This is a genomic window from Tundrisphaera lichenicola, assembly GCF_051175385.1.
Taxonomy (GTDB): domain Bacteria; phylum Planctomycetota; class Planctomycetia; order Isosphaerales; family Isosphaeraceae; genus Tundrisphaera; species Tundrisphaera lichenicola.
Genome location: NZ_CP195106.1, coordinates 3708683 through 3733909 on the forward strand (window position 1 = coordinate 3708683; position 25227 = coordinate 3733909).

Annotated in this window: 14 protein-coding genes; 2 read left to right on the forward strand and 12 right to left on the reverse strand. The window is 67.8% G+C overall.

Annotation, left to right across the window (positions count from 1 at the left end):
• The first annotated feature begins 19 nt into the window (after nucleotides 1–19).
• Complete coding sequence (locus P12x_RS14730) at nucleotides 20–1501, forward strand: DUF1501 domain-containing protein (protein ID WP_435011626.1); 1482 nt, start codon at nucleotides 20–22, stop codon at nucleotides 1499–1501.
• 126 nt (nucleotides 1502–1627) lie between these two features.
• Nucleotides 1628–2029: a hypothetical protein gene (locus P12x_RS14735; RefSeq protein WP_435011627.1), complete on the forward strand. Its 402-nt coding sequence runs from the start codon at nucleotides 1628–1630 to the stop codon at nucleotides 2027–2029.
• On the opposite strand, the gene P12x_RS14740 is transcribed toward P12x_RS14735, so the two are convergent.
• From P12x_RS14740 to P12x_RS14795, 12 genes are all read right to left on the reverse strand, one after another.
• Nucleotides 1998–3965 carry an ATP-binding protein gene (locus P12x_RS14740; RefSeq protein ID WP_435011628.1) on the reverse strand — a complete coding sequence of 656 codons (1968 nt, stop codon included), beginning with the start codon at nucleotides 3963–3965 and terminating at the stop codon, nucleotides 1998–2000. The two genes, P12x_RS14735 and P12x_RS14740, sit on opposite strands and share 32 nt — an antisense overlap.
• Before the next feature lie 9 nt (nucleotides 3966–3974).
• Entirely contained in the window at nucleotides 3975–4481 is a 507-nt protein-coding gene (locus tag P12x_RS14745) for a methanogen output domain 1-containing protein (RefSeq protein WP_435011629.1), read from the reverse strand.
• A gap of 325 nt (nucleotides 4482–4806) precedes the next feature.
• Nucleotides 4807–6132, reverse strand: a complete 1326-nt coding sequence (locus P12x_RS14750) for a reverse transcriptase family protein (RefSeq protein WP_435011630.1) — start codon at nucleotides 6130–6132, stop codon at nucleotides 4807–4809.
• A 17-nt stretch (nucleotides 6133–6149) separates the two neighbouring features.
• Nucleotides 6150–8009: an SWIM zinc finger family protein gene (locus P12x_RS14755; protein WP_435011631.1), complete on the reverse strand. Its 1860-nt coding sequence runs from the start codon at nucleotides 8007–8009 to the stop codon at nucleotides 6150–6152.
• Nucleotides 8006–14392, reverse strand: a complete 6387-nt coding sequence (locus P12x_RS14760) for a HEAT repeat domain-containing protein (protein WP_435011632.1) — start codon at nucleotides 14390–14392, stop codon at nucleotides 8006–8008. Before P12x_RS14760 ends, P12x_RS14755 begins: the two co-directional genes overlap by 4 nt.
• Nucleotides 14389–17619 (reverse strand): BRCT domain-containing protein, encoded by a 3231-nt coding sequence (locus P12x_RS14765; protein WP_435005063.1) that lies wholly within the window; start codon nucleotides 17617–17619, stop codon nucleotides 14389–14391. The genes P12x_RS14760 and P12x_RS14765 overlap by 4 nt, the downstream gene beginning before the upstream one ends.
• A 478-nt stretch (nucleotides 17620–18097) precedes the next feature.
• Nucleotides 18098–20566 (reverse strand): family 16 glycoside hydrolase, encoded by a 2469-nt coding sequence (locus P12x_RS14770; protein ID WP_435005064.1) that lies wholly within the window; start codon nucleotides 20564–20566, stop codon nucleotides 18098–18100.
• Between the two features lie 24 nt (nucleotides 20567–20590).
• The gene (locus tag P12x_RS14775) at nucleotides 20591–21364 is read right to left on the reverse strand and encodes an SDR family NAD(P)-dependent oxidoreductase (protein ID WP_435005065.1); all 774 of its coding nucleotides are present in this window, start codon (nucleotides 21362–21364) and stop codon (nucleotides 20591–20593) included.
• 10 nt (nucleotides 21365–21374) lie between these two features.
• Entirely contained in the window at nucleotides 21375–22184 is an 810-nt protein-coding gene (locus tag P12x_RS14780; protein ID WP_435005066.1) for an SDR family NAD(P)-dependent oxidoreductase, read from the reverse strand.
• Nucleotides 22185–22218: 34 nt separating this feature from the next.
• Complete coding sequence (locus P12x_RS14785; protein WP_435005067.1) at nucleotides 22219–23283, reverse strand: dihydrodipicolinate synthase family protein; 1065 nt, start codon at nucleotides 23281–23283, stop codon at nucleotides 22219–22221.
• Nucleotides 23284–23313: 30 nt separating this feature from the next.
• Nucleotides 23314–24360: an NAD-dependent epimerase/dehydratase family protein gene (locus P12x_RS14790; RefSeq protein ID WP_435005068.1), complete on the reverse strand. Its 1047-nt coding sequence runs from the start codon at nucleotides 24358–24360 to the stop codon at nucleotides 23314–23316.
• A 27-nt stretch (nucleotides 24361–24387) separates the two neighbouring features.
• Nucleotides 24388–25224, reverse strand: coding sequence for a GNAT family N-acetyltransferase (locus tag P12x_RS14795; RefSeq protein ID WP_435005069.1), 837 nt, complete (start codon nucleotides 25222–25224; stop codon nucleotides 24388–24390).
• Nucleotides 25225–25227 lie beyond the last annotated feature (3 nt).

A 25227-nucleotide genomic window follows, 5' to 3' on the forward strand; every position in this document is an offset into this window, starting at 1 on the left:
CCCTAACGGAGCGACGCGAATGATCATCGTCCCCGGTCAGCCTGGTAAAGACTTGTGCGATCGGACGCTCGGCACCACCCGACGCGACTTGCTCCGGGTCGGGGGTTCGGGGCTGCTTGGCCTCTCGCTCGGCTCGATGTTCCAGCTCCAGGCCGCCTCCTCGGCCCGAGCCGCCGGCCCCGTCGATGCCCCCCGGGCCGGCTGGGGCCAGGCCAAGAGCATCATCATGGTCTACCTCCAGGGAGGTCCCAGCCACCTCGACCTCTGGGACCCCAAGGACAACGTCCCTGATAACGTCCGGAGCGTGTTCAAGCCGATCGACACCAGGACGCCCGGCCTCCAGTTCACCGAGATCCTGCCCAAGCTGGCGCAGGTGACCGATAAGCTGACCATGATCCGGTCGATGAGCTATACGCCTAATGGCCTGTTCAACCACACCGCCGCCATCTACCAGATGATGACCGGCTACACGACCGACAAGGTCAGCCCCTCGGGCCAGCTCGAACCGCCGAGCCCCAAGGACTTCCCGAACTACGGCTCGCAGATCATCCGCCTGAAGCCGCCGACCGAGCCGATGCTCCCCTTCGTGATGCTCCCCCGGCCGCTCCAGGAATCGAACGTCGTTGGCAAGGGGGGCACGGCCGGCTTCCTCGGCAAGGCGTACGACCCCTACACGCTCTATCCCGACGGCGACGACATGGATCTCGCCAAGATGGACAAGATCCGGGTCGACGACCTCCAACTCCGCCCCGAGGTCTTCTCGATGCGACTGGAGCGCCGGGCCAAACTCCGCCAGGCGATCGACGCCGGGATGCCCGCGATGGAGAAGGCCGTCTCCGAGTACAACCTGAACGAGTACTACGACCGTGCCCTCCGCCTGGTGATCTCCGGCCGGGCTCGCGAGGCGTTCGACATCGGGCAGGAGCCCGACAAGATCCGCGACATGTACGGCCGGAACACCTTCGGCCAGAGCTGCCTGCTGGCCCGACGCCTGGTCGAGGCCGGCACGCGGGTCGTGGAAGTCATCTGGCCCAAGGTCGCCAATTCCGACAACCATTCGTGGGACCACCACTCCGGCCTCAGCCAGCGGATGAAGGATCAGTCGGGCCCGATGCTCGACGCCGGCCTCTCCGGCCTGATCGCCGACCTCGACCAGCGAGGGATGCTCAAGGACACCCTGGTCGTGGCCGTCGGCGAGTTTGGCCGGGCCCCGCAAAAGGGCGTCAGCACCTCGGGCAACGGCAACAGCGCCGACGGCCGGGACCACTGGCCGTACTGCTACACCGCCGTCATGGCCGGTGCCGGGATCAAGCGAGGCTACGTCCACGGCAAGTCCGACAAGACCGGTTCCGCCCCCCTGGAAGACCCCGTGCACCCCGGCGAACTGCTGGCCAGCATCTATCACGCCTTCGGGATCGAGCCGGGCACGATGGTCCTTAACCACCTCAACCAGCCGCGCGAGCTGGTCAAGGCCGAGGCGATCAGCCGACTCTTCGTCTGATCCACTCGATCGCACTTGTTGTGGATCTTGCGGGGGAAAGCCTGTCTGGCCAATGGGGTTTCCCGGCCATTCCCCGGCATCACCGGTGTTCTTCAGTAACCGAAGCATCCCGAAACTCGCTTCCGAATGGCAACATTCGGAGCCCTGGTTTCGGGATGCTGTTTCGTTTTTTCGCTCAGACTGGACTTTGGCCCTCATGCCGCTCCTGGAGGCCCTGATTCACGGCCTCTCAAGAGCGACAAGAGGGCCAAAGTCCAGTACACTCAGTCGTATGTCGGCGCAGCGTTCAAGGCCGGGGCCGGGGCCGGGATCAAACGCGGCTGCGCCCTCGGCAAGTCCGACAAGACCGGCACGTCGCCCCTGAAAGACCCCGAGTACCCCGGCGAACCGCTGGCGAGCATCCATCACGCCTTCGGGATCGGGTCGGGCACGATGGTCCTGATGATTATCGGCATAATCGGGGGAGAGCTTGCGCTGGCGGGAAGGGCAGCAGCGACTAATCGCGAGCGTCTGCCCTGGCAGAAATGAGTGAGATCAGGGCGTCGTGGTCGAGCGGCTTGATGAGGTGGTGATCGAACCCCGCCTCCTTCGAGCGGCGGCGGTCCTCGTCCTGTCCGTAACCCGAGACCGCGATGATGACCGCGTCCTTGCCGCATTCCTCCCGACGAAGGTGTGATGCCACCTCGTAACCATCCATCCCCGGAAGTCCGATATCCAGGAGTACGAACTCCGGCCGTAGCTTCCTCGCCAACTCGATTCCCGAAGGGCCGCTGTGGGCCACGGCCAACTCGTGGCCGAGGAGCTTGAGCAGCCTCTCCATCCCACGAGCCGTATCTACATTGTCGTCAACGACGAGGATGCGGGCGGAATTCCTTCTCGCCGAAGTCGGCAGTCCTCCTCTCGAAACGGAAGCAACCGGCCTCGCAACCTTCGGGAGCCGAATCGTGAACTCGCTTCCCTTACCCGGGCCCTCGCTTTTCGCCTCCACACTCCCACCATGCAACTCGACGAGTCTCTTGACGACCGTCAGTCCGATACCGAGCCCTCCCTCACTGCGGGCAAGGGAGCGGTCCCCCTGAGTGAAGAGATCGAACATCTGTGGCAACTTTGCGGGCGGAATGCCGAGCCCCCGGTCGCGGACCGAGATGAACACCTCGTCGTCGACGCTTTTCGCCGCGAGGCGGATGTGTCCGCCGTTTTCGCTATACTTGGCCGCATTGTTCAGCAGGTTCACGACCACTTGCTCAAGTCGAGTCGGGTCCACGTTCGCCCAAAGATTTTCGCCATCTATCGCGACTTCTAGCGTGTGCTTCCGCTCCTCGATGAGCTGCCTCGTCGTCGCGGCGGCACTGTCGAGGATGGGAGTCAGGTTGAGCACGTCACACTTGAGTTCAATCTTCCCGCGGCTGATGCGTGAGACGTCCAGAAGGTCGTCGATGAGGCGGGTTAGATGCTGCATCTGCCGGGAAATAACATCCATCGACCATTCGATGTGTTCTTGGAGACCGCTCCTCGTCGTAATCATCACGGCATTGCCGATGGCGGCGAGCGGGTTCCTGAGCTCGTGGGCGAGCATTGCGAGGAATTCATCCTTCTTGCGGTCGTTCTCCGCAAGTCGCTCGGCTCGCGAGAGGAGTTCCCGCTCCAAAACCCTCCGGTCCCCCACATCGTGGAAGATGAGGACCACGCCTTTGACCTGGCCGTCCGCCTCACGGATCGGGGCGGCCGTATCATCAATCGCATGCTCGGTCTTCCCGTCCTTCGCGATGAGCACCGTGTGATTCGCGAGGCCGACGATGGTCCCTTCGCGGAGGCACTTCGTGACCGGGTTCTCGACCGTTGCCCTCGTTTCCTCGTTGATGATTCGAAAGACCGCTTCGAGCGGTCGGCCCAGAGCTTCCACTTGATTCCACCCCGTCAGCGACTCGGCGACCGAGTTCATGAAGCTGACCCGGCCCTCGGCATCGGTCGCCATGACGGCATCCCCGATGCTATGGAGCGTCACGGCGAGCCACGCCTTCTGCTCTCGAAGCTCCTCCTCGGCCTCCTTGCGGCGGAGGATTTCCTTGCCGAGTTGATCAATCTTCTCGTTGAGCACGAGGAATTTGCCGACCGAAGTATCCTTCGGTTCGAGTCGGAGCATGATGACGGCTTCGGAGGCAACCGCCGAAGGGAACAGGATGCTCCCATCCGACCGGCAGGCGACCTCTCCCCCGTCGTCCTTCCTCAGCGTTAGCGAGCCGGGGAGCGGTCGGGCGGTCTTCGAGCACCGACGCAGGTAATCGGATAGCATCCCGGACGGCGGTGCCGCGACATCGGCGAGGGGCCTTCCCCGAATCCCCTCCGGCTCGATACCGAGTCCGGTAAGCCCCCGGTTCGCCGCTAGCACGATCCCCTCTCTCGACACGAGGAGCAATGGCTCGGGCAAGCGGTCGATGACCGTGCGAAAGGCGTCGGTGAGCATCGGACCAACCTACCCTTTGAAGTATTCTCGGCCGATGGCGGCCTCGGCCTCGGGGGTGGGCTTCAGGTGAACAACCACGCGGCACCCGGGGGCACCCTCGGCGATCGTCGCCTCGAGGACCACCTTCGCGTAGCCCAGATTATCCGCCGCAATGCTCCCGAAGACGTTGGAGGTCATCATGCACATGGATGGTCGGCCGATCACCTTCTCCGCGAAAGGGCAAGCCCGATTGCCGAAGACAATCTTCTCGTCGTCCTCCTCGACGACATGAAAATCGCCTTGGATGCGACGCTTCAAATCCACGAGGACAGCGGCGACCTGCTCGCGGGACAATTCCGGGACTGCAAGGGCCGCCTTGTAGCTCTCATTGATTTGTTCCCCAACCGTCTGGCCGACGACGCTCACGAAGCCCGATGCTTCCTCCAACCCCACCACATCCTGGAGGGTTCCGGCCAGTTCCCGGATGAGCGACCGAAGGAAGAGGTCCCGCTCGAGCGGGATGGGCAACTCATGCATGATCTGCAGGGTTGAGATTGAGTCCGATTTTATGGCTTCCACGCTGCCCCATCCTTTATCTATCAAATTCCCGGGTTTCCTCGCCGAAACGCGGACTGACCGACTCCATGGGACGTGATTGTATCACTCGTCTCACCTTCGAGTTAGCAATTTGGCGAAGGGGAGGGCCCGACGGACGATCACGATCCGGGATCAAATGAGGCCAGGCTCGGGCTCATTCATGAAAGTATTCTTTCGGACTCTTCCCGTCGTTCAGCCCCGATCAACACCACCATGGAGGCGATGCCCATCGTGCGATTCGCAGTCGACATCAGATTTATCGACACTACGTCATCAAATCAGCTTCGGTCGCGGATTCATCCAGTTTCCGGAGTTCGGCAAGGCATTTCTCGCCGAGGAGGGGGTCGGTCATGAAGACGTAAGCAGCCCAGCCGATGAGGATCGAGAGGGATTCTCCTTCCGGTGCTGGCTTGCCCCGGAGCCGGTTGTGGATGGCGGCCCGGAGTTTCCTCCTGAGGTCGCGGGGGACTCGCGGGGGGGTGTCTCCGTTGACGATCAGGCCCGTGATCCTTTGCCGACCTCCGCTACGCGAAACAGCGGTCTTGTCGGGGTGGACGGCGAACCCTTCCGCCTCGATGATCCTTCGGACAGTGCCGAGGAGTGTCCCGACTCGGGGCGGCCCCTGGTGGCTCTGGGGCAGGCTGAAGGTGAGGTCGTCCGCGTATCGCGTGTAGCGCCAGCCGAGTTTCCGGGCCAGGCCGGAGAGGCGACGGTCGAGTTTCAGCCCGAGGGTGTTGGTCAGGGCTGGGCTGGTCGGGGCTCCCTGGGGGAGGCATCGTGGGCCGAGCGCGACGTAGAGCGTCTTCCCTTCGTGTTCGACGACCTCGCGGGGGGCTTCGGTGCAGAGCAAGGCCAGGAGCGTGGCGACCTCTTCTCGATAGCCGGCCTTGCGGAAGACTCCTTTGACCCTCGGCAGGGTGACGGTCGGGAAGAAATCCTTGAGGTCGACTTTGACCACGAGGTCCGAATCGGGGTGGGCCGAGGCGTTGGTGAATGTCGATCGGCCGGGCAGGAAGCCGTGGACCGACCCGTGGACAATCAGCTTCTCGACCACGTTCCGCAAGATCCAGCGTTGGGCTTCCTTGAGTTTCGGCATCGGGGCCCAGATGGCCCGCTCGGAGCCGTCTCGCTTCGGGATCGTGAAGCGCCGGTAATGGATCGACGAGGCGACGTCCCGGTGATAGGTCATCCATCGGAGTTCCGCGACGCTCATCCCCAGGACCTCGGCCAGTTGACCGGCCGAGTCGAGCGGGGGGAGTTCGTTCTCGGCGGCACGGGTCTCCGCGTCGGGGAGGTCCCACTTGTCGTGGCCTCGGCCGTCGGCCCAGAAGACCCCTTCGCCCAGGTGGACGATGTGCGTGGCCTTGTGTGCGGCCCAGGCCCGGCGGCTCAGCTTGCGCCGCTCCTCGGCCTCGGCCTTGAGCGACTTCTTGTACGTCTCCCGCTCGCGGTCGGACATCCCGTCCGTCTCGCGTCGGGGGACCAGGAACCCTCGCTCGGAGAGCTGGGCCTCGACATAGGGTCGGACCCCTCCGGCTTGCTCGACGGTTCGCCAGAGGTCGATCAGGTCACTTTGCCGAATCCGAGCCATGCGGGACACCCCTCGAATCAACCGGCCGATGCGTCCAGGAACCCGCGCGACTCCAGGTCGGCGACCCTCGCGAGATACGCCGCGCTCGCGGCCTCGATGCTGTCGAACGCCAGGGTTTGCAGCCGAGCCGGTCCGTCATCCAGGCCCCAGCGGACCTTGAGTCGTTGACGATCCAGTGAGAGCTGGTAGACCTCCTCACCCCCCTTCCCTCGCTTCGAGAACGACCGAGTCTCGACCGAGATGGTTCGATCGGGATCGCCCCCCTGGAGCCTCCGGGCCTCCTGTGCCGCGTAGGCCATCCGCAGGGCGATCAGGTGGACGCACGGTCCGGCCTTGAGCCCCTGCTTGCGGAACGCGGCGCAGGTGCATTCGGCCTTGATCGCCATCCCCTCGTCCGAGAGGAGCAACTGGGGCCGGTACTCGCGACGGTCCTCGGCCACGATCACCTGCCCGGTCAGTTCGAGGCCGGTCCGGGGAATCCGGTTCTCGGCGACGATCTTGACCGCGTCGCGTCGGGCCACGAGGTCGTGCGCGGTCCGCTCTCGATGGTCGCGGAACTCCAGGCGGGTCGGGTCGATCGGGGCGTCGGTCAGGGGTCGGAGTCGGTAGACGTCCCCGGCCAGGTCGTACATGATCCGACCTTGCTGGCAACCGAGCTGGAGGGCCTCGGTCAGGGCGGACCATTCCAGCTTCGTGACCCGGGCCAGCTCGCCGGAACCGGCGGACCAGTGCTTCGCGAGGTGGGCCAGGACCGCTTCGAGCGGCCTGGTCGTGGCTTCGGCCTTGCGAGGGAGGAGCAGGTCGAAGTCGAGGGCCTTCGACCAGTTGGCGGCCGTGAAGCCGGTCAGGCCCAGAGTCAGCGACATCCCCGGGGCGCGGAGGACCCAGAAGCTGGGGAGGCCACTGCCCAGGACGTGGACCTCGACCTCCTCGGCGAACGGCAGGAAACGCCGGAGGAGCGAGAGCCGCCGACGGCCCCAGAGCCGGACCACCCTTGCCTTCTTCCCCGCGAAGGTCCCGGCCGAGGCGGGAATCACCTCGTTCCAGGGCTCCAGGACCAGCCGAGGGGCTTCGCCGGGGACCAGCTCGATCCGGAGCCCCCGACGCTGGCCCTTCCGGTCGGCGTGCATCCGGAGGTGCCGGAGGGCATTGTAAAGGTCGATTGGCGACAAGCTGAACCGATCCCGGGGGAGCGCGGCCGACGACTGGACCTGGAGGAATCCCCGGAGCCAGGAATCGGGGACGCGGATCTGTTTTTCCAGGACCTCGCCCGCCGAGGTCGTGGCGAACTTCACCCCCTCGGGACCGATGCTCAGGCGGGTCTCCCGGTAGCTCCTCATCTGCTGGAGGCCCTGGAAGAGCGTCTGGCTGAAGTCGATATTGGTCGTCCCGAAGGTCGGCGAGGCCGCGGCCTCGAAGGCCTCCCGGTCGACGCCCAGCTTGGCGTAGGCCCCTTCGTCCTTGCTGAAGACCTCGAAGAGGACCTGATCGGGATGGACCGTGATGACCGGGTCGAGGACCACGAAGGCCAGGGGATCGTTCCGCAGGAGCCAGGAGAAATACTCGCGCTGGGCCTGCCAGGCGTTCAGGTTCGACGACTCCCGGCGCATTCGCTGGTAGGCCAGGTAAGCGGTCCGATCCTTGGGCACGTAGCGGAAATCGCTGGCGACCACCGCATAGATCGCGGCCATGGCCTCGCGAAATCGGAGCGGGTCCTTGATCGTCGCGTCGAATCGGACGGGGTCTCGGAGGAGGTTGCCCGCCAGGGCCAGGCGGGCGCTCCCCTCGGTCGTGACCAGCGAGCTGACGCCCGCGTAGGAGAGCCGGACCTCGGTCGACTCGGGCGGGGTCGATTCCGGTTCCTCGCCGATGCTCATGGCTTCACCTTCGCCTTCCCTCGGGCCCGCCTCGATCGACGGAGGCATCGCCAGGCGGCCTTGCGCAGATCCTCGTCGACGGCCGCATCTTCTCCGACTCGCCGGAGGACCGCCTCGGCCGGTTCGCTCGCCATCGCGGCCAGCCCTTCGAGGGCTCCGAGCCGGGTGACCTCCGGGAGCGTGCGGTCCTCGGCCACTTCGGCGAGGGTGGCGACCTCGCATCGATCGATCAGGCCGGGGAGGACAACCCCTTGATAGTGGACCTGTCGCGAGGCCTTGCGGACGACCTCATCCACGCGGACCTTGCCTTCGAGGGCGAGCCGACGGAAGCCGACCGCGTCGGTCAGGAGCCGTTCGGCCAGCGACCCGGCCCGATCGGGGGCGATCCGCGCGACCGCCTGGGCCGCGGCAGCCCGGATCTCGGGGCTCCCGGCGAGCGCGGCCGACTCCAGGGTGTCGAGGGCGTCGGAGGTCGGCGGTCCCGAGGCCAGGGCCAGCACGGCTTCGAGGCGGATCGGTCGATACTTCGGGTCGTCCGGTCGGGCCGCGACGATCTCCCCGAACGCTTTCCCGGCCCCGCCCAGGCGGCCCACGGCCCAGGTGAGATCCCGGACGCAACGGGTCATCGCCTGCTCCGAGCCGGGTGCGATTTCGTCCTCCTCGTCGGGATCGTCCGACTCGAAGGTCGGTCGCTTTTCTTCCCAGGACCGACGCCATCGGTCGAGCGCGGATTGGAGCGAGACGGCGACCTCGCTCGACGGATGCCCGGCCCGGCCCAGGACCCGCGCGGCGAGGCCGGCGGTGATCGAGTCGGCGCTTTCCAGGGCGGCCTGGGCCTCGGCCACGGGGAGCGGTTCGCGGTTCAAGAGGCTGGCCTGGAGCGGTTCTCTCGCCACTCCGGCGCATCTCGGCAGGACCTCGAAGATCCGGGCCGGTTCGCCACGATCGCGGAGCCGTCCCAGGATCTCCTCGAAGTCGTCGAGGAGAATCGCCTCGGGATTCTGGATCACGGAGTAGTCGGGTTCGAGCGACTCGGGCGACCAGAGCCGCCGGGCGGCCGTCAGGACTTCCGGGAGGATTCCCCAGCCCTCCGATTCGGGCGAGGCGAGGAGTCGGAGCAAAAGGTCGCGGCTGGCCGGCTCGTCGTCGTGCCCGAGCAGTTCGATGGCCTCGTCCCGGATCGGGCAGGTCGCGTCGGCCGCCCGATCTCGGATGAGCTGCCAGCCGGCCCGGGTGTCCAGCCATCGGAGCCCCTTCAGGGCGGATCGGGCGAGCCCCTCCTGGCCCTTCCTCGCCTGACGGTCCAGGATCTTGAAGACCTCGTCCGATCGGGAGGACCGCCCCAGGTGGCCGATGGCCTCGGCGGCGGATTCCTGGAGGGCGTGCCCGTCCTCGCCCGCGAGCTTGAGGATCGTCTCGAAGGCCCGCTCGTCGGCCAACTCGCCCAGGGCGAGGACCGCGTCTCGGCGGAATCCGAGGTCGTCCAGGTATTCGAGGCTCGCCATCAGGACATTCAGGCCGTCGGGGCGACCGGCCTTCGCCAGCCCTTCGGCGGCGAGGAACTGCGTGACGGGGTCGCGATGCCCCAGCGCCTTCAGGAGCGGCTCGACCTCGCCCGACCGTTTCCGGAGCCGCCAGCCCAGGGCCTTCACCGCTTCGCGCCGGGTCCCGTCGTCGGGGTGATTCACCAGCGAGGCCAGCGCGGGAGCGACCGAATGGCCCCGGGCCCAGCGGGCGGCAGGGATCAGCCGCGCCAGGAACTTCGCGTCCGTCGGGGCCGAGAATCGGTCGATCAACCGGGCCAGCAGGTCGTCGCGGCGAGGGTGCTGCTCGCGCTCCCACTGGTCGTCCGGCCGCTCTCCTTCGGGATCTTCGATCCGCTGATCGTGGCCGCTGGTCATCAAGAGGGCATCGAAGACGACATCGCGCCGCTTCGGGTCCTTCTCCGGGATCGCCAGCAGGCGGTCGGCGGCTTCGGGGCGACGAAATCGCCCGACCGCCCGGATCAGGTCGTCGGCGAGGGCGGTCCCGGCGGGATCGTTGGCCAGCCGGTCGAGCAGGGCGTCGGTCGCCCGGGGGTCGCCCAGCTCCTCGAACGCCTGGATGACCTTTCGCTGCGCTTTCGGCCCTTCGACGGTCGCCAGGAGCCCGACTAATGCCTCGAAGGCGGCCGGGTCTTTCTTACTAGCCAGGGCGAACGCGGCGGCGTCGCGGACTCCTCGGTAGCGGGAACCGAGGGCCAGGTGGAGCCCTTCGATCGCGCCGGGATCCTTGTCGGATTCGGCGGCCAGCCAGGAGACCGCCTTCCCCCGGAGCGGCTCGTGGGCCGCCTCCAGGGCACGAGTCCCCACCGCGACCGGGCCGAGCCGCCCGATCAGGAGTCGGGCGGCCTCGACCGAGAGGTCGTCGGTCCGGGTGAGCATGGCCTGTTCCAGGACCGCACGCCCCTCGGCCTCGGAGCCCCCGCCGCTGAGCAGTTCCAGCCCCCGGACGCCCAGGTCGAGATGACCGGAGGCCAGGGCCTCGGCGGCGAGGCTCGACGCCGGCATGCCCAGGTCCAGGGCCTGGTCGAACGCCTGGAATCGCACCGCCTGGTTCGGGTCTCCGAGCGCCTGGACGAACACGGGCAGGGCCGAACGGGCGTGGCGGGCGTCCCCTTTCGCCAGCGTGAGAAGGTGGGCCAGGGCCGACTGCCGGACTCGGACCGCCCGGGGGTCGGGCGCACTCCCCTGCCCTTTGCGGGTCGCGGGGGCCGCCTGCTCCCGGACGAGTCCGACGTAGGCGCCGAAGGCGAGGTCCTGGAGTTCCTCCCGCGTCGAGCGGCCGGCGGACGGCTTGAGCTTCGCGGCCTCCTGTCGGAGGCGTGCCAGGTCTTCGGTGAAACGGGCCTCGAACACCTTCCAGGCCTGGTCGAACGGGGCTTGCTCGTCGGCTTCGAGGTGGCGGAGGAGCCCGGCGGCGCGGACCTGGAGGCGGGGCCCTCCATGGATCAGAGCCTCGGCCAGCGCGTCGATCGTCGGGCCGGGGACTTTCCAGGCGGGCTTATCCCCCTTGTCGTTGACGAGGCTCGCCACGAAGTCCGCGAAGGCGACCGGGTCGGCCAGTACCTCGATGCCCCTCGCAGCGGTCAATCGGAGCCGGGGCGTCCGGCTCGACAGGCAGGCCAGGCACCGCTCGGCCGATCCCAATGGAGCCTTCCACTCCCGGATCATCAGGAGCAGGAGGGCCGCGTTTCGTGCCTCCTCCTTGGGGTCGTCCAGCGCGACGATCAGTCGGTCCTCGCCGAGTGGCCCCAGGGCCAGGGCGGCGGCGATCCGGTCCCCCTCGGCGATCAGCTTGCCCGCCGGCTCCGAGAAGAGGAGCGAGGCCGCCGACGGATCCCCGAGGCAGGCCAGGCCGAAGGCCGCTCGGTACTTCACCTCGGGGTCGGAATGCGATAATGCCGAGCGGAGGGCATCAAGGTCGTCCGGGCGAGAGACTCGCGCCAAGGCCCCTGCGGCCTGCTTGCGGATCGCGGCGTGCGGGCTGTCGAGCCCGGGGATCAGGTGAGGGATCGCCGAGGGATCGCCCAGCTCGCCGAGTCCTTCGAGCGCCGGCCCGACCAGGACGAGCCAGTCCCCCTGGCGTTCCTTCGCTTCCGGCTCGGGGGTCGTCGCCAGTTCGACCAGCGACGCGAGCGCTTTTGAATCGCCATGACGGGCCAGCGCCAGGGCGGCCCGGAGCCGGACGTCGGGATGAGGATTCTCGAGGGCGCGGGCCAGCGAGGGACGCGCGTCGGCATCGACCAGCGAGGTCAGGGCCATCAGGCGAACCGCCCGATCCTCGTCGTCGAGGGCCCGGACCAGCAGGGCCTGCGCCGCCGCGGTGTGCTTCTTGACCAGCCCCTCGACGGCCTTGATCCGGAGGTCGGCGAACCGCGAGCCGAGGGCGGCGTCCAGGAATTCGAGGCCCCTGGTCTTCTTCAAGGCGAAGGTGAACGACTCGTCCCGGAGCGTCGGTTCCGGGTCGTTGAAGAACTCCAGGAGGAGGTCCAGCCCCCAGGGTTCCTGGACCTGGGCCATGGCTTCGGTGAGGACTTCTTGCCGGATGTCGGGATGGATACTCCGGGCCGCGAACCGGAGCGAGCCGGCCCCGCCTCCATCGACCTTCAGGCCCAGGGTCGACTTGAACGCCTCCGAACGGACCGCGGGGAAGCTGTCATTGAGGGCCCGGGCCAGGAGCGTGCGGGCGGCCTCGCCGCCGGACTGCTTGCGGGCCTCGGCCACGAGCACCTGGAGCCCCCGGCGTCGGATGTCCTCGTGCGAGGCGTTCAGGCCCGCCTCGGCGGCCTGGAGCGGACGGGCCTGCTCGATCCGGGCCAGTGCGGTGAAGGCCGCGTCGCGGACCTCGGCCTCGTCGTCGTGGAGCATCGAGCGAAGCCGCTCGATCGCCCGGGAGTCCTCCAACGCCGCCAGGGCCCGGCAGACCTCGGCCCGCGCGGCCGGGTCGCTCTCGCGGCTCAACTGGAGGAGCAGGCCGAACGCCCGAGGGTCGCCCAGGATGGCCAATCCCCGGGCCCCTCGGAGGCAACTGGAAAGCGCCCGGCTGGCCGAGGCCTGCAAGAGCGGTTCGAGGTCGGTGTCTTCCAGGGCGACCGGTTCGGCGACGGCGGGCGCCTTGCCTTTCGCCTTTTTCGACGGCTTCTCCGGGGGCGACGGTGGACCGGTCGCCGAGGCTTCGGTGCCGGGGCCTTCCAGCTCGGCGAGTTGCCGATGCAACTCCGGGTCGCGGGATCGGAGCGCCTGGAGGAGTCGATCGCGCGTGTGGAGGGCCAGTAGGAACGCCGATTGCCGGAGGCCGGGATCGGCGTCGTCGAGGGACCTGCGGAGGCTCGATGCCACGGCCGGGTCGCCCAGGAGCCCCCGGCGGTAGAGCCGGAGGAGGGCCTCGCGGCGGACGTCGACATGCTTCGAGCCGAGCCCGATCAGGTTCGGTTCGGGCGAATTCGGGGCGTAGGCCGATTCCAGGGCAAGGAGGGCGGCCTGGCGGACCTCGGTCGGCTCCAGGTCGAGGGCGCGGGTCAGGCGGGTCAGGGCCTGATCGTCCTGCTTCGCGCGGGATTTCAGCGCCTCGACGGCCAGCCTGCCGATGTCGGCCCTGCCGGCCTTCAGGGCCAGGTCGATCGGCCGGAAGTCGACCTCGCCGAGATGACGACGGAGCCCCCGGAAGCTGGCGACCCGCACGGCCTCGTCGGGATGCGGGAAGAATCCTTCCAGGAGCGTCGAGGCTCGGGGATGCGACGAGGTTCCCAGGATCTCGGCGGCCATCAGGCGGAGGGCGGGATCGGCGTCGGATCCCACCTGTTCGGCGATTAACTCCAGGGACCTCGCGTCGCCGAAGCCGTCCAGGGTCCGGAGCGCGGCCTCTCGACGAGCGGTATCGTCCTGCGCGAGTTCCTGCTTCGCCAGCGCGTAGGCGTCGAAGATCCGGTGCGACAGGTCGCCGATTTTGCCCGCCGAGTCGACCGGGAAGACGCGGAGCGTGTTGTCGTCGCAGGCCGCGACCAGCCTGGGACGGTCGTGGACGGTCGCCAGGGCCAGGGCGACGACCTTGCCCACGCCGTCCTTGATCGTGGCGGGCTTGACGGCCCCCGCCCTCGGCCACGACTTGATCGAGCCGTCCCGACTGCCGGTGTAAAGTCGCTCGCCCGGCCCCCAGATCATCGACGTGATCAGGTCGGCGTGGTTGTTCCCGCGCCCCTTGTCCTCCGGTTCGAGCCTCCCTCGGGCGTGGGTTGAGAGCAGCTTCAGGTCGGCACCGCTCGAGAAGAATCGGAGGTCGTCGGGCTCGAACAGGATCGAGGAGACGGCCCCCTCGTGAATCTGGCCCGAGGTGCTCAGGAGGAATTCCTCCTTCCTCTCGGAGTCGAAGATGGAGACGGTTCCCTTCGAGGTCCCGGCCGCCAGCCATCGAGCCGTCGGGTCGGAGGCCAGGCAGGTCCCGGGCTCGGGGAGGTCGAGGCCCTGGAGGACCTTGCCATCCTCCCGCGAGACGATCAGGACCTGCGAGCCGACCAGGGCGGCCAGTCGTCCCCCTTCGATCGGGGCGAGTGCCAACACCGAGCCCGATAGCCTGGCCCCCCGGAACTTCGGCGGGCCTCCCGAGGCCGGGGCCTCGGCCAGCGGACCGTCCCCCCCGACCATCCAGAGGGTCGTCCCGTCGGCGATGATCGCCGACCCGCCCGTCGAGAGCGGCTCGGTGGTCAGCGTGAGCGTATCGAGGTCGAGCCGATCGAGGCCCCCCGGTTGGTCTTCGGGGTGCGTGGTGACGAACGCCAGGGTGCCACCGACGCCGACGATCGCCTTGATCTCGCCTCGATAGGTCAGGTACTTCTCGGAGCTCACGAGTCACCCCCCTTCGGGACGAGTCGCAGCTCGGGGTGGGCGTGCCGGAGGCGGGTGACCGCCACCAGGCAGGCGTCCCGCTCGCTCCGCCCTCGGGAACTCATGAACTCCTCCATCAGCGGGAGCACCCCTCGGGCGAATCCGACGTCCTCGATCGCCAGGTCCCTCCAGGTCTCGATGAGGGCCAGCTTCGCCTGGCGCGCCGGCATTTGCTTGAGCCGTTCGCCCGCTTCCTCGGCGCCCTCGGCCCGCTTTTCGGGGCGGGCTGGGGGGATCTCGAAGAGGGTCCGGCGGAGCATCGACCAGAGATCCCCGGGGCTCGCGGGCGGGTTTTCGGGACGAATCGGGGGGCCGGTCCCGAGGACCTCGGCGCGGGCGAGGGCCTTCTTCGCGGCGGCGGCGCCGATCGTCGAGGTCGGCGGGATGTACGGCTTCCAGTCTTCGGTGATCCCCCGATCCCGGTAGAGCGACCAGAGGATCCGGATCACGTGGGCCCGGACCCGACGATCGGGGCTCTCGGTCAGGCGGAACAACTCCTCGGGGAGCCGGAATCGGGGGGATCGGCCGATCAGGCGGAGCCCCAGGGCCCGGGTCGACTCGTCGCCCGATTCGCAGAAGCGGAAGACCGCAGCCGCGCCCAGCGCCTCGGGGTCGATCCGGTAGCGACGGTGCTCGGGGGCGTCGTCGGCCAGGAGGGACTCGGCGAGGAACTGGCGGACGGCGGCATGCGGGTTCTCGGCCAGGCGGACCAGGTCCTCGGCCGGGGGCGACCAGCGGGCGAACTCCCAGCGGGCCAATTCCAGGGCCAGGTCCCGGAGCGGCTTCCGGGTCTCGCGAAAGAGCGGCTCGACCCGTTCGAAGGTGAGGAACTCGGCGCGGATTTCCGACCCGGGGTCGACCGGCCGGTCGGTCTCGGCCAGGGCGATGTCGGGGTGGTGGCGGCGAATGTACTTGATCGCGAACTGGGCCAGGGGGGCGTCGGGCTGGCCCGGGGCGTTGGCCATCTCCCAGAGCCGGGACGCGCCGTCGAGCGACGAACCGGCGGACGCCCGCGTGGTCTGCCCGGCGAGCATCTTCAGGAAGGCTGTTTCCGAGATGATCTTGATGTTGGCACCGGCCGCGTTCAGTTCCTCCCCCTTGACCTGCTTGCTCCCTTTCTTGCCGTGGCCGTAGAGGGAGGAACCTTCGTCGCCGATGACCAGGTAGTGGAGCTTGTTGGTCACACCGGAGGCGACCGCACCGCCGAGCCGCCGGACGTTATCCTCGGCCTCCTTGCGCTGCATCGTGGCCATCTTGCCGGTGAAGAGGAACGATGCGCCGCCGAGGTCCACCTCACCCGGCGTGTCGGCCGGTGCGGCTTCCTCCTTCGGGGCGAAGTCGGCGGGCGAGAACCCCTTGATCATCGTGTCGACGGCGAAGTTGTGGTAACGGGGCTCCCCTCGGCTGGCCAGTTTCAGGAGCCACTCGAAGCCAAGCTCGCCAGGGTTGAACCGTCGGACGTCGCGGAGCCAGCCGAGGACCCGCTCGGACAGCGATTCGTCGAAAGTCAGGTCGCGAGCCCAGGCCGGACCCTCACGACGGAGCGCGGTAATCGACGGGTCGGCCTCCCAGTCGGGGTGGAAGGCCAGGGCCCGGAGGAAATCCAGCCCGAGGCCCTGCGGCTTGAGCCGGCCCTCGTCGATCCAACCGGCGGTGGTCCCGCGGGTGGCCGGGCGGAGGATCAGCCGACGGAGGAAATCCGCATCAAGGGCATTGAGGTCGAATTTGGCCAGGTGACCCATCGCGAACTCGGCGACCCAGCCTGCGGACCAACCCTCTTGCCTGTCGGAGGCTTCGATCAGACCGACGAAATATACCGGCCCGAGCGAGGCGGCGGGGTGGGTCTGGAGCAGCAACGACTGGATGCGAACGGACGAATCCCAGATCCTGGTGAAGAGGCGATCCTGGAACCACTCCGGCGTCAGATCGCGTGGGCTGTAATGCTTCCGGAGGACCGAGGTGGCCAGAGTGTGACCATTCCTGGTCTCCAGGAGCCGTCCCCAGGCGTCCAGGCCGACCTCCTGTCGAGGGTCGCGGGCCTGGAGCAAGTCGGAGGCGAGTCGACTGACCGCGCCCTGATCGTTGTTGATCAGGCGGATCAGCTCGTCGACGGGCAAGTCTCGCGCGTGGGTCCGGGCATACTCGGCGGCATAGGCTCGGGCCTCGTGCGAGGGGGAGTCGAACAGCCGGAGCACAGCGTCATGCAAGCCCAGGTCGCGGAACCCGGCCTGTTCGAACCTCGGGACATTCTTGAGGATCCAGACCGCGAACTCGTCGACCGGGCCACTGCCGACGCCGATCAGGCGGGCCACCCAATCCGGCTCCACCTCGCGGAGCGAGGCGCGGAAGTCGGCCTGGAGCGCCTTGGCGGCGAACTCCCGGACCCGGTCGCTCCGCGCCCGCTCCAGGAGCCCGAACAGGGGGCGAGGGCTCCGCTTCCAGAGGTCCGCGAAGGCTCGATACTTGAGCAGGTCAGACGGGATCCTGTAGGAGCGGAAGCTCGATCGGTCGTACTCGCCCGTCTCGTGGAAGAAGATGTGGTTGGCGACGAGGGTCTGGTTCCAGCCGGTCGATTCGGGGTAGTGGGCCAGGACATCGGCCGCCGCGTCGGCGTAGCAGGCGGGTCGGGTCCGGGCGATCTCCCGGAGGTGACGCCAGGCCCTCCGTCGGATGTAAGAAAGGGTGAGCGAGCCTACCTCCGCCGACGGATGCGATCGACCGTAGGCCGCGTCGATCCGGGCGGCGAGCGCGCCGTAGATCTCGGAGTCGTCGCGGGCCTCGGCCTCCTTGAAGATCCGCTTCAAGGCCCGCCAGGGACCATACCTCAAGGGTACCTTGGCGATGATCGTCAGGAGGTTGGATCGGGCATACGGGCCGTTGTCCTCCCACAAGGCCAGGACGATCTCGTGGAGCCGGAGCCGGTCGGGCAGCGGGATCTCGGCCTCGGGCGATTCGAGGGCCTTGAGCTGTTCGACCCGGTAGTGTCGCTGCTCGTCCAGCGTCCTCTTGAAGAAGGGCCGGGAGCGGATCTCGGCCAGGAACTTTTCGAAGGTCAACGCCCCCTCGCGGACGGGAGACTCGGGCGTCTCCTCGTCCTGATTGGCCAGGGCTTCGACGAACCCGACGAGGTCGGGGTCCTTCGAATCCCAGGCGCGGCGGACGTCGTCCAGGCGAAGGCGGGTCGGCACGACGATGGGCCTCGCGACGGGTCGATCGGTGCGGGAGATCCCGAGGAAAAGAGAAAGGCGGGCTGTCCGTTTTCGGTCCGGGCAGCCCGCCCGATGGTCTGGGAGGTCGTCTACTACGAGACCTGGGACATCGAAGGCTCTCTGGCCCGCCCCCGGGGGACGTACTAGTTCTCCGCCGGAACCCCGACCGGCGGGGTTGTTCCAGGCCCGGCGGAGAACTAGTACGTCCCCCGGGGAAAGCGGGCCTGAAACAGCCTTCGTTGTGATGCATGAGAAGCCGAACGCTCGGGCGGCGCAACGCCGCCCCGGTGCAGAGCACCAAGCTAGACCTGTCCTCCCGGACGCACGACCAGTGACGGAACTCTTCTATACCAACCCATAGCCCCATGCAAGGGACTGTCCAGTTCTTTGTTGATAGAAATCTTCAGGTGCGGATCTCTCGGGAATTCCCGGCTCGGATCAGTGGCCGGTCTTTCGTTCATCGAAAGTGCACGATCGTGATCGAACGGGGCGGGAAGGTGAACGAGGCCGGTCCTCGATCCAGGAAGTGACGCCATTTGGAAATCACGGGCTTGATCCGACCGGTGTCTTCGGAGGGGTTCGCGCCGTCGAGCGGCCCGGACATCTGCTCGACGGTCGCGACGAGGCTGGGCGGAATGTAGCCTTCCACCTCGATCCGTGTCGGCCGAGCCTCGTCGGCCCAGTTGACGACTTGCAGGACGAGCTCATTGCCGTCCTCGCCCCGCTTGACGTTGACGCTGAGCTTCTCGGCGTGGCCCCGGATTTCGGAGTGGACTAGCATCGGCCGGAAGTGGCGACGGGTCATCCGCGTCACGTAACCCGGCGGCTGGAGCCAGACCTTCGACGGGTCGAGGAACAGCAGGCCCTGATCCCACCCGTTGTCGTTCTGCCCGTCGGGCTGGAGGCAGTTAGCCGAGCAGGCGATCGGCAGGAGGTCGCCGACCCGTTCCACCTCGTTCGTCGCCAGCGCGTTGGAGAGGGCCCGCTTCATGGAATGGTTGCCCGAGTTATATTCGAAGATGGTCACCTTGTAGCGTGCCCCGGGGGCGAGCTTGCCGAGTTGCTCGATGTAGCTCCGCTCGGCCAGCAGGCCATTCGGCTCGGGGGGCTGGTTGGTGCTGACGTGGATGTCGAACCAGACTTCCCGGCCGCGAGCCCTGGCCAGTTCGAGGATCTTCCGGTGGGCGGCCAGGGAGTTCACCGCGACGCCCCCCTCGAAGTGGTCGGGGTCGTCGATGACCTTGTTATATGCGAAGTCGCCGACGATCAGGATCAGGTTCGGGTCTTTCGCCCACATGGCCTCGGCCATCGGCCGGAACTTCTCCCAGTAGGCTTCGTTGACGGCCTCCTCATTGCCGAGTTCGACCTGCTCGAGTCGATACGGCTCGGGGTGGCCGTCCTCGACCCGCTTGCGGCCCCACTCGCTGTCGGCCGGGCCATTGGCGTACTCCACGAAGTCGGCCATGTCCCGCGGCGACTCTCCCATGTGGATCGCGGGGATCCCGACGAACCCGGCCGCCTCGCAGAGGTTCAGGAAGTCGAAGATCCCCCAGCCGTTGCTGGAGTAGGGGTACCACCACCCCGCGGTCGGCGGTCGGCGGTCGCGCGGCCCGATCATCCTCTTCCAGCGATATTCGGGATGATTGACCATCGAACCCCCGTAGCGGAGGATCGTCACCCCCTGGTCGATGAGCCCCTGGACGACGTCCTTGCGGTCGGGAAGACCCTTGTACCGGCCCCATTCGCCCGGCTGGAGGAAGGCGTGGCCGAGCGTGATCGAGCCGGGCTCCTCGAGCTTGATGGCGAATCGCCCGGACGATTCGGAGCCATTGGGGGTCAGCTTGAATTCGTGACGCGTCCAATCCCCCGCGAGGACCTCAAACCGCGTCTCGGCCAGGATCCGTCGACCATCCCCGCCCTCCAACCCCACGGTGACTCTCGTGGGCTTCTCGGCCCTGGCCCAGAGATAGCCCTCGTAAGGGCGGCCTTCGACGAGGTTCAGCCCCCAGTGATTCAGGCCCCGGTTCTCGATGCCGATGACCCCTTCCCCCTCGAAGAAGGTCAGCTTTTGGCCCTGGCGGCCCGCGAACGGGTTACGCGTATCGATGGCCGACTCGCCCCGGGCCGAGCCCCCCTGCACCGGCCCCCACATCCCACTGATCTGATCTCCGAGGGCGTTCCCCGGTTGGATTTTGAAGGGGAGCGACCGGGCAAAGTCCCCGGTCGTGATGTGAAGATTCCTGTAGCTTGCCGGGCGTCGCCAGGTCCGGAGACCGACCAGACCCGTGAGGAGCGGGTGCTCGGTATCTTCGAAGGTCAGCATGCTCCGGTCGTCGATCAGGACCTCGAGCTTGGGCCCCTCCATCCGGACTTCGAGCTTGATCCATCGGCCGACCGGCACTTCGCAGGGCACGTCGCGGAGCGGCTCCCAGTTCTGGCGGTGACGGCCGAGTACCAGCCTCCCGGCGGTTTCCAGCGAGACCTCATAGCCGGTGAACATGTCGGCCCCCGGACCGGGGTTGTCCACCTTCACGATGAGACCGGCATTGCCGCCCTGCGCGTTGGGAAACCGGATCTCCACCCCCACGGTTCCCGAGGCGAAGGGCGGCCCATCGACGATCAGCTTCGGCCCGTCCCCGGGCCCGGCGTCCAGCGTCCCGTCGTTCGTGGTCCAGCGACCTCCATAGGTCGTAAACCCAATCAAGGGCCGATCCTTCGGGGGCTCCTGGAAGCTCTCGCCGAAGATCATCTGGCTGTACAGGCCGCCGTAGATCTCGTGATTCACATCCTCGATGCACGCGCCGTAGAGGAGCGGCGAGACCCGATGGAGGACCCGCCCCGCGTCGATCTTAATGAGGGTCTCGTCGCCGTCCTGCCCGAGACCCGTCGCGAGGACGGAACTCAGGAGTGTCGCCCAGAATATCATGGCAGGTTCTTCCCCGGGATTGCCCTAGCGGGCGGTGTACCCGCCGTCCACGGGCACGATGGCCCCGGTCATGAAGCTGGCCCCGTCGGAGGCCAGGAAGGCGACGACCGTCGCGATTTCCTCGGCTCGGCCGATCCGACCGATCGGGTGGCCGTCGATCAGCATCTTCAGGAATCCGTCCGGGTCGCCCGACATCGCCATGCTCTTGCGCAGGACAGGCGTGTCGATGGTCCCCGGGCAGACGCAGTTGACCCGGATCCCGCGCGTGGCGTACTCGACGGCCAGTTGTCGGGTCATCTCCACGACCGCCCCCTTGCTGGGGGCGTAAGGGGCCTGCTTGGGGATCCCGGCCAGCCCCGAGATCGAGCCGTTGATGATGACCGACCCCCCGTTCGGCTGCTGGGCGAGCATCTGCCGGACCGACTCGCGGGCGCAGATGAAGACCCCCTTGCCGTTGACACCCATCACACGGTCCCAGTCGTCGTCGGAGGTTTCGAGCAGGTCGCTGGAATGGCCGATCCCGGCATTGGCGAACAACGTATCGAGCCGCCCGAACCTCTCGACGGCCCGATTGACCGCCCGGCGCACGTCCTCGGTCCGCGTCACGTCGCCCGCGACGGCCTCGGCCCGATGGCCTTCCCCCTGAAGTCGTCTTGCCAGGGTTTCGAGGGGATCGGACTGATTGTCGAACAGGACGACGCTCGCCCCCTCGCGCACGAAGACCTCGGCGGTCGACAGCCCGATCCCCGAGGCCGCCCCGGTGATCAAGGCGACCTTACCTTCCAATCGTCCAGCCATTGGTAGACCCCTACGAGTGCATCACGTAACCGCCATCCACGTTGATCGTCTGCCCGGTGACATTCGCCGCCTTCCCCGAGGCCAGGAAGACCGCCATCGCCGCGATGTCTTCCGGAGTTTGCCAACGACCCAGGGGGACCAGGGCGCGGATCTTCTCCGTCGCCCATTCGTCGTAGCTCGGAGCCGGGTTGGGGGCCAGCCTCGACGCCCAGGACTCGTAGACGGCACGGTTCAGGGCGGTCTTGACCATCCCCGGGCAGAGGGCGTTGACCCGCACGCCGAACGGGGCGAGATCCTTGGCCGCGCACTGGGCGAAGTTGATCAGGCCGGCCTTCGAGGCGCTGTAGGGGGGGTCGGTCTGCGACCCGATCTGGCCCGCGACCGACGCGATGAAGAGGATCGTGCCCGATTGCGCCTCCGCCAGGCCGGGGGCGAAGGCGTGGGCCACGTTCGCCGCCCCGACCAGGTTGACCCGGAGAACGCGGTCCCAGTCGCCCGGATCGAGCTTCCAGAACGGGAAGCCGAATTTGCCCGAGCCCACCGCCGCAGCGAAGACGACATGATCGCAACGGGCGAAAGCTCGCGAGACGTCATCGGCCACGCCTCGGATCGCATCGAAGTCCGTGACATCGGCGACCAGCCCGAGGGCCCTGCCCCGCGCATCGTCCGCGAACTCCCGGGCGATCTCGGGCGCGTCCGGGTCGCGGTCGACGATCGCGACGTCGGCCCCTTCGTCCAGGAACGCGCGGGCGATCGCATGGCCGAGGCCGCGAGCCCCGCCCACCACCACCGCGACTTGGCTGGCCAGCTGGAGATCCATCAGGGATACCCTCGATCGAGTCGGGTTCGGTTCTTCAACTCGCCATCCATTCGTCCAGATGTGCGGCCACGAAATCGTCGTCGTTCAGATGAGGATAGGCGGCATAGATCCGATCGATCTCCGCGAGCTGGCCGGGGCCAAGCCCCTCGTCGGGGTCGAGCGTCCAGAGCCCTTCGAGCAGGCCCTGTCGCCGGAGGACCTCGTGAAGCCCGGCGATGCAACCGGCGAAGCCGTTGGCCGCGTCGAAGAAGGCCGCGTTGGCGTCGGTGACCTCGACGGCCTTCCGGAGCAAATCGACCGGGACCGGCCGGTCTCCCTCCGTCGCCTCCAGGCACTCCGCCAGCAGCTCGACCGCCTTGCGCGTCCAGACCGACCAATGCCCCAGGAGTCCGCCCACGATCCGACGCTCGATCGGCCTTCCGCCCACCGTCAGTCGATAGGGCGTCAGCAGGTCGAGCACGATGTTATCATCGTTGCCGGTGTAAAGGGCGATATCCTCCCGGCCCGATTCCGCCACGGCTCGGACGACGTCCAGGGTCCGATACCGGTCGAACGGGGCGATCTTGATCGCGACGACCCGTTCGATGCTCGCGAACTCCCGCCAGAAGCCATGCGAGAGGCGGGGGCCGCCCACGGCCTCCTGGAGGTAGAAGCCGACCAGCGGGAGGACCTCGGCGACCGCCCGGCAATGGTCGAGCCTGTCCCGATCCCCCGCGCCCGACCAGGCCGCCAGGCTGAGAAGCCCCGCATGGTAGCCGAGCTCGCGCGCCAGTTCGGCCTCGGTGACGGCCTGCCGGGTCGCCCCGCAGAGCCCGGCGACCCTCATCAGGGGGGTGCCCCTGGAACCGTCGGCGCGGTCCAGCTCCTCGGCGGCCAGGGTCAGGACCGGGGCGAGCAGCCCGTGTTCCGACGCCCGGATGGCGAACTGCGTGGTGTGGACGGCCACCGCCAGGCCCCCGGCGCCGGCGGCGGCATAGTATCGGCAGAGTGCCCGCTGCCGACGCTCGTCGAGCTTCCGGCCGCTCGTCAAAGCCAGCGGCATCGCGGGGATCGCCAGCCCTTGCCGGAGGGCGGCATCGATCGGGGGCGGGAGCGGCATGGAGAACGGTCCCTCTTCGAGTTTCCGGATTCAGAACCGACCGTCGATCACCTCGAAACGCGTGGGCTTGCCCGAAGTCGGGCCTCCCCGACCGAGCCAGTCGGCCGTCCACTCGATGACACGATCGACGCCGACCCGAGGCGGGCCGAACAGCCCACGGGCCTTCGAAGTGTCGCTCAACAGGGCCTCGGGGGCTTCCTGGCCCCGGAACGTCACCGGCTTGTCGAAGAGCTCGCCGAATCGCCCGGCGACCTCCCGGACCGACAGGGTTTCGGGTCCGCTCACGTTCAGGAAGCAGGCCGGGCTTTCAACGTGCTCCAGGGCCCTCAGGGTCTGGGCCGAGGCGTCCCCCTGCCAGATGGCATTGAGGTAGCCCATCGCGAGGTCCACCGGTTCCCCCGCCTGGACCTTCCGGGCCAGGTCGACCAGGACTCCGTACCGCATCTCGGTGGCGTAGTTGAGCCGGATCAGGGCGGTCGGGATGCCCATCGAGACGGAAAAGTACTCGAAGATCCGCTCGCGGCCCAGGCAGCTCATGGCGTACTCGCCCTGGGGGGACGGCGTGTCGGACTCCTTCGAGCCGCCGCGAGCGACGGGCGTGAGGCCGTAGATGTTGCCGGTCGAGAACGCCACGATCCGGCTCTTCGCGAATCTCCGGGCCACCAGCCCGGGGAGGTGGGTGTTGATCGCCCAGGTCATCCCTTCGCGTCCGGTCGAGCCGAACTTCATGCCCGCCATGAAGATGACGTTGGGGGCGTCGGGAAGGCGGTCGAGCGCGACCGGGTCGAGCAGGTCGCAGCGGATCGTTTCGATGCCATGCTCGAGGAGCGATGACTCGGCCGCCTCATCCGAGAATCGGGCCACGCCGAAGACCCGCCGTCGGACCCCGGCCAGCTCCGAGCCTCGAAGGGCCATCCGGGCCAGGGTCGGCCCCATCTTGCCCGAGACGCCGAGCACGAGGATGTCGCCTTCCACCCTCCCGAGGGCCTCGATCACGTCCTCGTCGGGCGTGCTCAGCAGGTCATCGAGATGCGCGACGTCCCGGATCGTCGCGACGTTCCTGGGGTCTTCTGGCATGGCCTGATTCCTCCTCGATAACGCGGATCAACCCATCTCCGGGCCGGAGCTGGCCCAGATTCGCGACGGCTCATCGGCGACCTTCTCCCCTCGGCACATCCTCAAGAACGGGCGCTGGACAATCAACCCGCTCGCCCGGGCCAGGGCGCTGGCCTCGGAGTTGTCGGACGGGATGTCGACGAGGACCGGACGGCCTCGGAGCCGCCCGAGGGCATCGGCCAGGAGGATCGACCCCGCCCCATTCTGGGCGATGCAGGGTCCGATCTGCCAGGCGTTGGAACCCGGCCGCCCCATCAGGAAGCCGTCCACCTCGTCGCCGAGGCCCCCGACACGGACGGCCTCCGGGAACTCCTCGGCCAGGCCCCGGAGGAATCGCCCCCGGTCGGTCCCGGTGACCGATCGGTCGAGCTGCTCGATCCGGTCCAGGTACGCCGGGTCGAAACGTCGGGGCGATTGAGGCACATCGGGGGCTTCTGGGACGCCGGACCAGCGAGCCAGCGGGTATTCCCCGACGAACCTGAGGCGCTCGTAGAGCACTTGACCCAGAGGGGTTGCGTCGAGTCGGACGGACCGGACGCCCCGGTCATCGAGGAAATCGAGCGCGTGGTCCATCAAGGCCCGGCCGATCCCCCGGCCCCGGTAGGCTTGACGGACCAGGACCATGGCGATCCAGGCCACCGGCCCGAACAGGCAGGTGGTGAGGGTGGCGACGGCTCGCCCCCCGAACTCGCCGACGAAGCAGCCGTCGGGCTGCATCGCGTGGAAGCGGGCCCAGTCGGCCTCGGTCTGGTTCCACCCGGCCTCCTGCTTGAGGCTCAGCCCGAGGGCCAGGTCGCCGGTGGACATCACGCGGATCCGGATCACGGG

What these genes read in the sequence shown, in the direction of transcription:
- P12x_RS14730 (WP_435011626.1), top strand. Translation starts at nt 20, where the DNA reads ATGATCATCGTCCCCGGTCAGCCTGGTAAAGACTTGTGCGATCGGACG.
- P12x_RS14735 (WP_435011627.1), top strand. Translation starts at nt 1,628, where the DNA reads ATGGCAACATTCGGAGCCCTGGTTTCGGGATGCTGTTTCGTTTTTTCG.
- P12x_RS14740 (WP_435011628.1), bottom strand. Translation starts at nt 3,965, where the DNA reads ATGCTCACCGACGCCTTTCGCACGGTCATCGACCGCTTGCCCGAGCCA.
- P12x_RS14745 (WP_435011629.1), bottom strand. Translation starts at nt 4,481, where the DNA reads ATGCATGAGTTGCCCATCCCGCTCGAGCGGGACCTCTTCCTTCGGTCG.
- P12x_RS14750 (WP_435011630.1), bottom strand. Translation starts at nt 6,132, where the DNA reads ATGGCTCGGATTCGGCAAAGTGACCTGATCGACCTCTGGCGAACCGTC.
- P12x_RS14755 (WP_435011631.1), bottom strand. Translation starts at nt 8,009, where the DNA reads ATGAGCATCGGCGAGGAACCGGAATCGACCCCGCCCGAGTCGACCGAG.
- P12x_RS14770 (WP_435005064.1), bottom strand. Translation starts at nt 20,566, where the DNA reads ATGATATTCTGGGCGACACTCCTGAGTTCCGTCCTCGCGACGGGTCTC.
- P12x_RS14775 (WP_435005065.1), bottom strand. Translation starts at nt 21,364, where the DNA reads ATGGCTGGACGATTGGAAGGTAAGGTCGCCTTGATCACCGGGGCGGCC.
- P12x_RS14780 (WP_435005066.1), bottom strand. Translation starts at nt 22,184, where the DNA reads ATGGATCTCCAGCTGGCCAGCCAAGTCGCGGTGGTGGTGGGCGGGGCT.
- P12x_RS14785 (WP_435005067.1), bottom strand. Translation starts at nt 23,283, where the DNA reads ATGCCGCTCCCGCCCCCGATCGATGCCGCCCTCCGGCAAGGGCTGGCG.
- P12x_RS14790 (WP_435005068.1), bottom strand. Translation starts at nt 24,360, where the DNA reads ATGCCAGAAGACCCCAGGAACGTCGCGACGATCCGGGACGTCGCGCAT.